An 11,888-nucleotide genomic window follows, 5' to 3' on the forward strand; every position below is an offset into this window, starting at 1 on the left:
CATGAAGATCCTGGCCAGGGACATCCCGCCGCGCAGCGCCTGGGCGCTCGAGCAGGCCGGCGTGCATCCGCTGCTGGCGCGGCTCTATGCCGCGCGCGGCGTGCTGTCGAAGGACGAACTCGACGACGGCCTGGCGCGGCTGCTGCCGCCGACCACGCTGCGCGGTGCGCGCGAGGCCGCCGTGCTGCTGGCCGACGCGATCCGCGACCAGCGGCGGCTGTGCATCGTCGCCGACTACGACTGCGACGGCGCGACCGCCTGTGCGGTGGCGGTGCGCGGCCTGCGGCTGCTGGGGGCACGCCATGTCGGCTACCTGGTGCCCGACCGGGTGGTCGACGGCTACGGCCTGACGCCGCCGATCGCCGAGCGCGTGGCCGACAGCGGGGCCGACCTGCTGATCACGGTCGACAACGGCATCGCGAGCGTCGATGGCGTGGCGGCGGCGAAGGCACGCGGGCTCGCGGTGCTGGTGACCGACCATCACCTGCCGGGCCCGGTGCTGCCCGCCGCCGATGTGCTGGTGAACCCGAACCAGCCCGGCTGCGAATTCGACAGCAAGAGCATCGCCGGCGTCGGCGTGATGTTCTACGTGCTGCTGGCGCTGCGCACCGAACTGCGCACGCGCGGGGTGTTCGACCTCGCCAACCAGCCCAAGCTCGACGCCCTGCTGCCGCTGGTCGCGCTCGGCACCGTCGCCGACGTGGTCCGTCTCGACGCCAACAACCGCCGCCTCGTGGCCCAGGGACTGCGCCGCATCCGCGCCGGTGCTATGCCGGTGGGCATCGCCGCGCTGTTCAAGGCCGCCGGGCGCCAGGCGGCGGCGGCCACCACCTTCGATTTCGGCTTCGCGCTCGGGCCCCGCATCAATGCGGCAGGCCGGCTGGCCGACATGACGCTCGGCATCGAATGCCTGCTGACGGACGACAGCGGCCGCGCCGACGAACTCGCGCGCCTGCTCGACGGCATCAACCGCGAGCGGCGCGACATCGAAGGCGGCATGCGCGACAAGGCCCTGCTGCTGGCCGAGACGCTGTTCGACGACAGCCTGGCGCCGCCGGCCGCGATCAGCGTCTTCGGCGCCGACTTCCACGAAGGCGTGGTCGGCATCGTGGCCTCGCGCATCAAGGACCGCTTCCACCGGCCGACCTTCGTCTTCGCGGCCAGCGCCGCCGACGGCAAGGCGCACGAGCTCAAGGGCTCCGGGCGCTCGATCCCCGGCTTCCACCTGCGCGATGCGCTCGACCTGGTCGCCAAGCGCCATCCGGACGTGCTGCTGCGCTTCGGCGGCCACGCGATGGCGGCCGGCTGCACGGTGGCGCGCGAGCAGTTCCCGGTCTTCGAACAGGCCCTGGCGCAAGTCGCGCAGGAGTGGCTCGACGCCGCCACCCTGACGCGCCGGCTCGACACCGACGGCCCGCTCGCGCCCGAGTACCTGCGGGTCGACATGGTCGACACGCTGCATCGCGAAGTCTGGGGCCAGGGCTTCGCGCCGCCGACCTTCAGCGAGGAAGTCGAGGTGGTGTCGCAGCGCCTGGTCGGCGAGAAGCACCTGGCACTCAAGCTCAGGCACCGCGGCAAGCCCGTGGACGGCATCTGGTTCGGCCACACCGAGCCGCTGCCGCCGAAAGTGGTGCTGGCCTGGCGGCTCGATGCGGACGAATGGCAGGGCGTGCGGCGGGTCCGGTTCCTGGTCGAAGGCGCTGAAATCTAGGCCCCGGATTGTTTCCAGTCCGCTAACGCCGCTGTTCCATTTGCGGCGGTTGCAAGGTGGGGTTCGGCATCAAACTTCTCCTCACCAACCAACCCCTGTGAAGGAACCGAAAATGAATGCCTCGAAAGTCCTCGCCGCCGCTGCCCTCACCTTGCTGGCCGCTGCCGGCGCCCACGCTGAAACCTACGACGGCGTGCATGCGCTGACCTCGTCGGCCAGCCGCTCCGAAGTGGCGGACCAGGGCGTCGTCGCCGCCCGCGCGGGCAACGCCTATGGCGACGCTGCCAGTGCCGGCGCGCAGCGTTTTACCTCCACCGCCAGTCGCTCGGCCGTGAATGCCGAAGCGGTCGCCAAGTCGCACGACCCGTTGGCCAGCCTCGACCGCCGCGCGTTCTATCGCGACCAGGTGCCGAGCGCCTACAGCAAGCCGAAGGTCTCGTTCACGCGCCAGGCTGGGCTGTAAAGCGGATCAGCGCGAGAAGACCTGGTTGAGCCCGATCGCGTAGCCCCGGACCCCGTCCGGGCCGCTGCGCGCGGCGCTCATGTCGACACTGATGGTCGGCGTCAGATTGAAGCGCAGGCCGGCGCGCGTGGTCCAGGTGTCGAAGGCGCGAAAGCGCTCTGCCACCAGCCACAGCTTGTCGTTGAGAGCCCAGGCCCCCTGAAGCCCGCCGCGGCCGGTTCGCTCGCCGCTGCCTGGCGTCCAGTCGTAGCCCAGGTTGGCATTGATCCACAGGCTGTCGAGCGCGTGCCAGGTCACGGGCACGACGAACTGGCCGCCCGCGCGACCACCGTGCGTGGCATCCCATACGGCACTGAAGAACAGGGCGGCACTGAGATCGGTCTTGTCCGGCTGTTCGGTGAAGGTCCATTTGAGCTGCGGACCGACGCCATAGGCATGCTCGCCCGGCACCGAGGCGCGGTCGATGTTGAGGCCGAGCTCGACCGGCCCGACCCGGCATGCAGGGCCCAGGTGGTAGTCGGTGACCGGCGCAGTGCCGAAGCGCCCGCCCCACACCTCGTACTGGCATTGGCCCGGGTCCAGCGTGCCCGCGTCATCGATGTCGAAGTGCCCGCCCGCATGCCCCGGCGTCGCAAGCAGGCTGAGCAGAGGGAGAAGAACCAGACGGGCCATCGCGGCGCATTCTAGGGGCCTCGCGTGACTCAGATTTCAAACTGGGGCTGCAGTTCGCGAATGCGTTTCATTGCGACGCCCGCCGCGGCCGTGCGGGTCTCGACGCCCAGCTTCACGTACACCCTTTCGAGGTGCTTCTTGGCGGTGGCCGGACTGCTGCCGAGGATCTCGCCGATGTCCTTGTTGGTCTTGCCCTTGACCACCCAGTACAGCACCTCGGCCTCGCGTGCCGTGAGCTTGAGGCTCAGGCTCATGGCCTCGATCACCGCGGTGTCCGACACCTCGCGCATGATGATCAGCCAGTCGTCGCCCTCGTCGTCATGACCGGTCTGCTGGTGCAGCCGCAGGCTGAGGCTCGCGGCACCTTGCGCGATCGCCAGGGCCGGCGGTTCGATCTGGCGCTGCTGCGCATCGGGCAGGTGGCGCCGCAGCCACTCGAGCACCGCGGGCGGTGTCACCGGCGCGCTGGTGCCGCAATAGCGCAGCAGCATCTCGCGCGCCAGCGCGGTCTGCCAGATCAGCTTGCCCTCGGGCATGCGCACCGTGATGCTGGCGTAGCCGAAGGCATCGAGCGCATTGCGCGCCTGGCCCGCCTGCTGCGCTTCCTGGCGCGCGCGCCGCGCGCCCTGCAGGTGGACATTCATGCGCGCCAGCACTTCCTTGGGCTTGATCGGCTTGGTCACGTAGTCGACGCCGCCGGCCTCCAGCGCGGCGACCAGGTGCTCGGTCTCGGTGAGGCCGGTCATGAAGACGATCGGGATGTGCGCGGTCGCGGCATCGGCCTTGAGCCGGCGCGCGACCTCGAAGCCGTCGATGCCCGGCATCATCGCGTCGAGCAGCACGATGTCGGGCCGCGCCTGCGCCGCGCGCTGCAGCGCCTGCTCGCCGCTGGTGGCGACCAGCACGGTGTAGCCCGATTCGTCGAGTGCATCGTGCAGCACCGCGAGGTTGTCGGGCACGTCGTCGACGATCAGCACCAGGTCGCTGTTGCCGCCGCTGCCGCGCAGCGTGTCGACCAGCAGCGGGGGATTCGTCGGGGCACTCATGGCGTGGTCCCGGCGGCCGCGCTCAAGGCCCGGCTCATGGCCTCGAACTGGAATTGCCGCGCCAGCGCGCGCTGGGCGCCGGTCCAGGCCGCGCATTCGGGCTGGGCGGCGTCGATGTCGTCGAGTTGATTCATGATGCCTCGAAAATAACCCAGGCCCACCGCCTCCTCGAGCGCCCGCAGCCGCGCGGTCGAGGGCAGCACCACCGCGGCCGGTTCGGCCACCGGCGGCACGGCCGGCGTCTCGGTCCACTCGATGCCGAGCCGGCGCTCGAGCCAGTCGAGCAGCTCGCTGTGGCGCACCGGCTTGACGAAGAAATCGTCGGGCGTGATGCCGACGTCGTTGTCCAGCCGCTTGTCGAAGGCGTTGGCCGAGACGATCGCCACCGCGGCGTCGGCCAGCCCGAGCGCACGCGACCGGCGGATGGTCTCCCAGCCGTCGATGCCCGGCATCGCGAGGTCGACGAACATCGCATCCGGGCGCCAGCCGGCCGCGACCAGGTCCAGCGCATCGTGGCCGCTGGCGGCGGTGCGCAGCTCGAAGCCCAGCGGCGCCAACACCTGCACCAGCAGCTCTCGATCGGCTTCCTCGTTGTCGACCACCAGCAGGCGCCGACGCCCGCCCTCGTAGCCGCGCCGCAGCCGGGCCACCGGCGCCGATACGCGACGGCCGCTGCCGGCGGGCATCTCGTGCACGCGCGGCAGGAACAGCCGGAGGCTAAACACCGAGCCGGCGCCGGGCGTGCTCTGCACGTTCATCTCGCCGCCCATCAGGTCGATCAGCATCTTGGCGATGGTCAGTCCCAGGCCGGCGCCGGGCGCCGCCGGGCCGGCCGTGGCGCCGCGGGCGAAGGGCTCGAAGATGCGGCCCAGCTCCTCGGCCGACATGCCCGGCCCGGTGTCCTCGATCTCGATCGCGGCGAACTCGCGCGCATAGCGCAGCCGCAGCGTGACCTGCCCGGCGGCGGTGAACTTGATCGCGTTGCCCAGCAGGTTGATGAGGATCTGCCGGACCCGCTTCTCGTCGGCGCGCACCAGCTCGGGCAGGCTGCCGCTGGGCTCGAAGCGGAAGGCCAGCCCCTTCTCTTCGGCAGCGAGCTCGAACATGTCGGCCAGCTCGCTCATCAGGTCGGCGAACTGCATCGGGCGCGCATTCAAGGTCAGCTTGCCGGCCTCGATGTGGGCGATGTCCAGCGTGCCCTCGATCAGCGACAGCAGGTGCTCGCCGCCGCGCTTGATCACCGCCACCGCCTGCCGTCGATGCGGCGGCACGGCCGCATCCTCGCCCATCAGCTGCGCGTAGCCCAGGATGCTGTTGAGCGGCGTGCGAAGCTCGTGGCTGATGGCGCTGATGTAGCGGCTCTTGGCCTGGTTGGCCAGGTCGGCGGCGCGCTTGGCCTCCTCGGCGATGCCGCGCGCCTGGTCGGCGCTCTGCTTGGCCGCCTGCAGCGCCCGGTCGGTCTTGCGGTGCAGCTCGATCTCGCGCACCAGCAGGTGGGTCTGGCGGTTCGATTCCTCCTGCGCCACCTTGCGGCTCTGGTGCGCCAGCACCAGCCACCAGGCGACGATGCCCGCGATCACCAGCAGCGCCATGTAGGCCTTGAGGAAACCCGAGCGCAGCGAGGCCGGCTGGGTGCTGGCCTGGGCGCCCTCGCCCAGCAGCGCGTCCCCGAGCGCGCGCAGTTCCTGCTGGTACAGCACGCCGAAGACGCCGGCCAGCAACGGCACCACGATCAGCATCAGCAGCAGGAAATGGCCGAGCCCGGTGTCGAGGTAGGGCCAGACGCGGCGCGGCAGCAGCCAGCGCAGTGCGCCCGACCATTGCGCCGACAGGCTCGCCTGCGGCTTGCAGAGGTCGCCGCAGCGGGCGTCGAGGGTGCAGCAGAGCGAACAGATCGCGCCTTGGTAGGCGGGGCAGTGCGCCATGTCCGGGCCTTCGTATTCGCCCTCGCAGATCACGCAGCGCTGGGTGCTGAGGCGGCGGTAGCTGCCGGCGCCGGATTCGACCCGCGCCCAGCGGATCGCCGAGCGGCGTGTCGACGGCGCGAAGGGCGCGGCGCCGTCCTCGTGCGAGACCCGCGCGATGTAGTACTTGCCGCGCGTGGCCCAGGCGATCAGCGGCGCCGCGACGAAGGCGGTGCCGAGCGCGATGAGCGCCGAGAAGGCCTGCGCCAGGGGCCCGAAGACGCCGAGGTGGGCAGTGATCGACAGCCCCGAGGCCAGCGCCATGGCGCCGACGCCGACCGGGTTGATGTCCCACAGGTGGGCGCGCTTGAACTCGATGCCCGGCGGCGACAGGCCCAGCGGCTTGTTGATGACCAGGTCGGCCACCACCGCCATCATCCAGGCGATCGCGATGTTGGCGTAGAGGCCCAGCACGTCGCCGAGGGCCTCGAACACGTTCATCTCCATCAGCATGAAGGCGATCAGCGCGTTGAACACCACCCACACCACGCGGCCCGGATGGCTGTGCGTGACGCGCGAGAAGAAGTTGCTCCAGGCCAGCGAGCCGGCATAGGCGTTGGTGACGTTGATCTTGAGCTGCGAGATGACGACGAAGATCGCGGTCGCGGCGACCGCCCAGCCGTAGTTCGGGAACACGTACTCGTAGGCCGCCAGGTACATCTGGTTCGGGTCGACCGCGCGCTCGGGCGGCACCATGTGGCTGATCGCCAGGTAGGCGAGCAAGGCGCCCCCCAGCATCTTGAGCACGCCCAGCACCACCCAGCCAGGGCCGCCCGCCAGCACTCCGGCCCACCAGCGGCCGCGGTTGGCCGCCGTGCGCGCCGGCATGAAGCGCAGGTAGTCGGCCTGCTCGCCCATCTGCGTGATGAGGGCGATGCCGACAGTCAGCGCGGCACCGAAGAGGTGCAGGTCGAAGCCGTCCAGCTTCGATTTGGAACCGATGTAGTGCGTCACGCCGGCGAACGCACCAGGATCGCGCGCCAGCACGTAGCCGAAGGGCACGACCAGCATCAGCAGCCAGACCGGCTGGGTCCAGACCTGCAGCCAGCTGATGGCCGAGATGCCGTGCGTCACCAGCGGGATCACGACCAACGCGCAGACCAGGTAGCCCCAGACCGGCGGGATGCCGAGCGCGAGCTCGAGCGCATAGGCCATCACCGCGGCCTCCAGCGCGAAGAAGATGAAGGTGAACGAGGCGTAGATGAGCGAGGTCAGGGTCGAGCCGATGTAGCCGAAGCCGGCACCGCGCGTGAGCAGGTCCATGTCGACGCCGTAGCGCGCGGCGTAGACGCTGATCGGCAGCCCGGCCAGGAAGATGATCAGCCCGGTGCACAGGATGGCCCAGAAGGCGTTGGAGAAACCGTATTGCACCAGCAGCGTGGCGCCGACCGCCTCGAGGATCAGGAAGGAGGCGGCGCCGCCGAAAGCCGTGCTGGCGACCCGCCATTCGGACATCCGGCGGAAGCGCTGCGGCGTGTAGCGCAGCGCGTAGTCTTCCAGCGTCTCGCGGGCGACCCAGCTGTTGTAGTCGCGCCGGACCTTGACGATGCGCTGCGGCGCTTCGTCGCTCGGAGCGGGGGGGACGGCTGGGAGATCCACACCGCATTGGTGCAGCTTTCGTGCCACGGCACGACTGTTGCAACTGTCGATGACTGCCCAATAATGGCCTGCCCCAAGACGCCACCTCCGCACCCATGGAACTCACACCGCGCGAAAAAGACAAGCTGCTGATCTTCACCGCAGCCCTGCTGGCCGAACGGCGCCGGGCCCGCGGGCTCAAGCTCAACTACCCCGAGGCCGTGGCGCTGATCTCGGCCGCCGTGATGGAGGGCGCGCGGGACGGCAAGAGCGTCGCCGCGCTGATGAGCGAGGGCCGCGCGGTGCTGACCCGGGCCGATGTCATGGACGGCATCGCCGAGATGATTCCCGATATCCAGGTCGAGGCGACCTTCCCGGACGGCACCAAGCTGGTGACCGTGCACCAGCCGATCGTCTGACGGCATCTCTTCGCAGCTTTCCGCACAACAACAAGGACACCCTCATGCGCATCACCCGTACTGCATCCGTTCTCGCGCTGCTGCTCGCGACCCTGCCGCTGGCCGCCAGCGCCCACACCGGGGTCGACGCCGGCCTGCATCACGGCCTGGTCAGCGGGTTCCTGCATCCGCTGACCGGCGCCGACCACCTGGCCGCCATGGTGGCGGTCGGCCTCTGGAGCGCCCTCACCGCCCGCCGGGCCTGGCCCGACCTGCTGTGGGCGCCGCTGGGCTTCGCCTCGATGCTGCTGGTCGGTGCGCTGGCCGGTCTGGCCGGCGTGCAGCTGCCCGCGGTCGAGCCGATGATCGCGGCCTCGCTGCTGGTGCTGGGCCTGCTGGTCCTCACGCAACGGCGCCTGCCGCCGCTCGCGGCCGCCGCGCTGGTCGGCGTCTTCGCGGTCTTCCATGGCATTGCGCACGGCCAGGAGCTGGCCGGCGAATCCGGCGCAGCCCTGACACTGGCCGGCATGCTGGCGGCCACCGTCCTGCTGCACGCGGCCGGCATCGCCGCGGGATGGGCATTGCGTCACGGCCATCGCTGGCTGCCGCGCATCGCGGGCGCCGCGGTGGCGCTGTTCGGCGTCGCGCTGCTCGGCGGCACCCTGGCCTGAGGCGGCACCGATGATCCCTGGCGAACTCATCACCGACGAGGGCGCGCATGTCCTCAACCCCGGCCGCCGCGCCATCACGCTGGTGGTCCAGAACACCGCCGACCGGCCGATCCAGGTCGGCTCGCACTATCACTTCGCCGAGACCAACGGCGCGCTCGGCTTCGACCGCGAGGCCGCGCGCGGCATGCGGCTGAACATCGCCTCGGGCACGGCAGTGCGCTTCGAGCCGGGCCAGCAGCGCACGGTCGAGCTGGTCGATTTTTCGGGTGACCGCGTGGTCTACGGCTTTCGCGGCCTGGTTCAAGGAAAGCTCTAGATGGCAACCCTCGGGCGGCGTGCCTACGCCGAAATCTTCGGCCCCACCGTGGGCGACCGCATCCGTCTCGCCGACACCGACCTCGTGATCGAGGTCGAGGAAGACTACACGCTGCACGCCGGCGGCTACGGCGAGGAAGTGAAGTTCGGCGGCGGCAAGACCATCCGCGACGGCATGGCGCAGGGCCAGCGCACGCGCGCCGAAGGCACGGTCGACACCGTGATGACCAATGCGCTGATCCTCGACCACTGGGGCATCGTGAAGGCCGACATCGGCCTGAAGGACGGCCGGATCGTCGCCATCGGCAAGGCCGGCAACCCCGACGTCCAGCCGGGCGTCGACATCGTGATCGGCGCCGGCACCGAGGTGATCAGCTGCGAAGGCAACATCGTCACCGCGGGCGGCATCGACAGCCACATCCATTTCATCTGTCCGCAGCAGATCGAGGAGGCGCTGGCCTCGGGCGTGACCACCATGCTCGGCGGCGGCACCGGCCCGGCGACCGGCACCTTCGCGACCACCGCGACGCCGGGCCCCTGGCACATCGAGCGCATGCTGCAGGCGGCCGACGCCTTCCCGATGAACCTCGGCTTCCTCGGCAAGGGCAACGCCAGCCTGCCGGCATCGCTGCACGAGCAGATCGATGCCGGCGTGATCGGCCTCAAGCTGCACGAGGACTGGGGCACCACGCCATCGGCGATCAGCAACTGCCTGGACGTGGCCGATGCCACCGACACGCAGGTGGCGATCCACAGCGACACGCTCAATGAATCGGGCTTCGTCGAGAACACCATCGCGGCCGTGAAGGGCCGCGGGATCTGCGCCTTCCATACCGAAGGCGCGGGCGGCGGCCATGCGCCCGACATCCTGCGGGTGGTGGGCGAGGCCAACTTCCTGCCCTCGTCGACCAATCCGACGATGCCCTACACCGTGAACACGCTGGACGAGCACGTCGACATGCTGATGGTGTGCCACCACCTGGACGCCGGCATCCCCGAGGACCTGGCCTTCGCCGAGAGCCGCATCCGCAAGGAGACCATCGCGGCCGAGGACATCCTGCACGACCTCGGCGCGATCAGCATGTTCAGCTCCGACAGCCAGGCCATGGGCCGGGTCGGCGAGATCGTGATCCGCTGCTGGCAGACCGCCCACAAGATGAAGGGCCAGCGCGGCAAGCTGCCCGAGGATGTCGAACGCAACGACAACTTCCGCGCCAAGCGCTATGTCGCCAAGTACACGATCAACCCGGCGCTGGCGCACGGCATCGCCCACGAGGTCGGCAGCATCGAGGTCGGCAAATGGGCCGACCTGGTGGTCTGGAAGCCGGCCTTCTTCGGCGTCAAGCCCTTCACGATCATCAAGGGCGGCACGATCGCGATGGCGGCGATGGGCGACCCCAATGCCTCGATCCCGACGCCGCAGCCGGTGCACTACCGGCCGATGTTCGGCGCCTACGGCGGCTCGCTCTCGCGCAGCTCGCTGACCTTCGTTTCGCAGGCCGGGCTGGCGGCGGGCATCGGCGAGCGCTACGGGCTCGCCAAGACGCTCAGCGCGGTGAAGAACGTCCGCGCCGTGCGCAAGCAGCACATGGTGCACAACGCGCTCACGCCGACGATGGAGATCGACCACCAGACCTACGCGGTGCGCGCGGACGGGCAGCTGCTGGTGTGCGATCCGGCGGTGTCGCTGCCGATGACGCAGCGGTATTTCTTGTTCTAGTCCGGGTTCGGGTGCGCGCGGATCGACAATCCGCCTCATCCGAACTCTCTCGCCTGTCATGCTCACAGCCAACAAACTCATGCCCCAGGGCGGCGGCCTCGCGGCCGTCCTGCTCAAGCGCGCCGCCACGGTCGAACTCGACTGGGACGTGCGCCAGAAGAGCCGCTTCGACACCACCGATTCGCAAGGCCGCCAGATCGGCGTGTTCCTGCCGCGCGGCACCGCCGTGCGCGGCGGCGACGTGCTGGTGGCCGAGGACGGCTCGCTGGTCAAGGTCGTCGCCGCGCCGCAGCCGGTGCTGGTCATCACGCACTGCAGCGAACACGGCACGCCCTTCGACCTGATGCGCGCGGCCTACCACCTGGGCAACCGGCACGTGCCGATCGAGCTCAAGCCCGACCACCTGAAGATCGAGCCCGACCACGTGCTGGCCGCCATGCTGCGCTCGATGCACCTGATCGTGCGCGAGGCCGAGGAAGCCTTCGAGCCCGAAGGCGGCGCCTACGGGGCGCACGGCGGCGGCCATGGGCATTCGCATGGCGCGGCGCCGGTGGGGCCGGTGCTGCATCCGGATGCGTATTCGGGGTCGCAGGCAGGCCACTCACATGGCCATGACCACGACCACGACCATTCCCACGGCCACTCGCACTGATGGCTGACGCGCCGGTCGCCCTGCCCGCCAGCAGCCTGCTGCAGCTGATCTGGCTGGCCTCGCCGGCGCTCCCGGTCGGCGGCTTCTCCTACTCCGAAGGCCTCGAGGCGGCCATCGACAGTGCCGGCATCACGACCGAGCCCGCCGTCTCCGACTGGCTGGCCGACCAGCTGCACCTGGCGCTCGCCCGGGCCGACCTGGCCGTGGTCGCACAGGCCGTCCCGGCCTGGCGGCAAACGGACGCGGCCCGCATCCGCGCGCTCAACGACTGGGTGTTCCAGACCCGCGAATCGGCCGAATTCCTGCTGCAGACCGAGCAGATGGGCCGTTCGTTCGTCGAATGGCTCAAGCTGCACCACGCCGACGTCGCCGACGTCTTCGAGCGCTTGCCCGCCAGCTATCCGATCGCCTTCGCCTTCGCCGCCAGCCGCACCGAGGCGTCCGCCCGCGATGCCTGCCTGGCCTTCGCCTTCGGCTGGGCCGAGAACATGATCGGCGCCGCGGTCAAGGCGGTGCCGCTCGGCCAGAGCGCCGGGCAACGCATCCTCGGACGGCTGGCGGCAGAAATTCCCACAGCGGTCGATCATGCGATCACACTGGCGGATGACGAGCGGCAGGCCTTCTCGCCGATGCTCGCCGTGCTGTCCGCCCGCCACGAAACCCAGTACTCGCGCCTCTTCAGAAGCTAAAGCCAAGGC

At 70.0% G+C, this 11,888-nt stretch carries 11 protein-coding genes; 8 read left to right on the top strand and 3 right to left on the bottom strand.

From position 1 onward, the window contains the following. Position 1: 1 nt before the first annotated feature. Both recJ and QTI68_RS23510 read left to right on the top strand, forming a co-directional pair. Positions 2-1,711 (top strand): single-stranded-DNA-specific exonuclease RecJ, encoded by a 1,710-nt coding sequence (gene recJ / locus QTI68_RS23505; protein WP_286524985.1) that lies wholly within the window; start codon positions 2-4, stop codon positions 1,709-1,711. Positions 1,712-1,823: 112 nt separating this feature from the next. Next, entirely contained in the window at positions 1,824-2,174 is a 351-nt protein-coding gene (locus QTI68_RS23510) for an alpha/beta hydrolase (RefSeq protein WP_286524986.1), read from the top strand. Between the two features lie 6 nt (positions 2,175-2,180). Here QTI68_RS23510 and QTI68_RS23515 read toward each other — a convergent pair whose 3' ends face one another. Genes QTI68_RS23515 through QTI68_RS23525 form a run of 3 tightly spaced genes read right to left on the bottom strand, consistent with a single transcriptional unit; the run spans position 2,181 to position 7,455 of the window. Further along, the gene (locus tag QTI68_RS23515; protein WP_286524987.1) at positions 2,181-2,846 is read right to left on the bottom strand and encodes a PA4824 family protein; all 666 of its coding nucleotides are present in this window, start codon (positions 2,844-2,846) and stop codon (positions 2,181-2,183) included. A gap of 29 nt (positions 2,847-2,875) precedes the next feature. Beyond that, positions 2,876-3,892 carry a response regulator transcription factor gene (locus tag QTI68_RS23520; protein ID WP_286524988.1) on the bottom strand — a complete coding sequence of 339 codons (1,017 nt, stop codon included), beginning with the start codon at positions 3,890-3,892 and terminating at the stop codon, positions 2,876-2,878. Further along, on the bottom strand, positions 3,889-7,455 hold the full coding sequence (locus QTI68_RS23525; RefSeq protein ID WP_503011731.1) for a hybrid sensor histidine kinase/response regulator: 3,567 nt from the start codon (positions 7,453-7,455) through the stop codon (positions 3,889-3,891). Before QTI68_RS23525 ends, QTI68_RS23520 begins: the two co-directional genes overlap by 4 nt. A gap of 95 nt (positions 7,456-7,550) precedes the next feature. Here QTI68_RS23525 and QTI68_RS23530 point away from each other — a divergent pair, with 95 nt between their 5' ends. Genes QTI68_RS23530 through QTI68_RS23555 form a run of 6 tightly spaced genes read left to right on the top strand, consistent with a single transcriptional unit; the run spans position 7,551 to position 11,879 of the window. Continuing rightward, positions 7,551-7,853, top strand: a complete 303-nt coding sequence (locus QTI68_RS23530; protein ID WP_286369833.1) for an urease subunit gamma — start codon at positions 7,551-7,553, stop codon at positions 7,851-7,853. Positions 7,854-7,897: 44 nt separating this feature from the next. Continuing rightward, positions 7,898-8,503, top strand: coding sequence for a HupE/UreJ family protein (locus tag QTI68_RS23535; protein WP_286524990.1), 606 nt, complete (start codon positions 7,898-7,900; stop codon positions 8,501-8,503). A 10-nt stretch (positions 8,504-8,513) separates the two neighbouring features. Then, complete coding sequence (locus tag QTI68_RS23540) at positions 8,514-8,819, top strand: urease subunit beta (protein ID WP_286524992.1); 306 nt, start codon at positions 8,514-8,516, stop codon at positions 8,817-8,819. Next, positions 8,820-10,538: an urease subunit alpha gene (gene ureC, locus QTI68_RS23545; RefSeq protein ID WP_286524994.1), complete on the top strand. Its 1,719-nt coding sequence runs from the start codon at positions 8,820-8,822 to the stop codon at positions 10,536-10,538. Positions 10,539-10,596: 58 nt separating this feature from the next. Continuing rightward, on the top strand, positions 10,597-11,190 hold the full coding sequence (ureE, locus tag QTI68_RS23550; protein ID WP_286524995.1) for an urease accessory protein UreE: 594 nt from the start codon (positions 10,597-10,599) through the stop codon (positions 11,188-11,190). After that, on the top strand, positions 11,190-11,879 hold the full coding sequence (locus QTI68_RS23555; RefSeq protein WP_286524997.1) for an urease accessory protein UreF: 690 nt from the start codon (positions 11,190-11,192) through the stop codon (positions 11,877-11,879). The genes ureE and QTI68_RS23555 overlap by 1 nt, the downstream gene beginning before the upstream one ends. Positions 11,880-11,888: the final 9 nt, after the last annotated feature.

The sequence above is a fragment of the Variovorax sp. J31P207 genome (genome assembly GCF_030316965.1).
Lineage (GTDB): Bacteria > Pseudomonadota > Gammaproteobacteria > Burkholderiales > Burkholderiaceae_C > Variovorax > Variovorax ginsengisoli_B.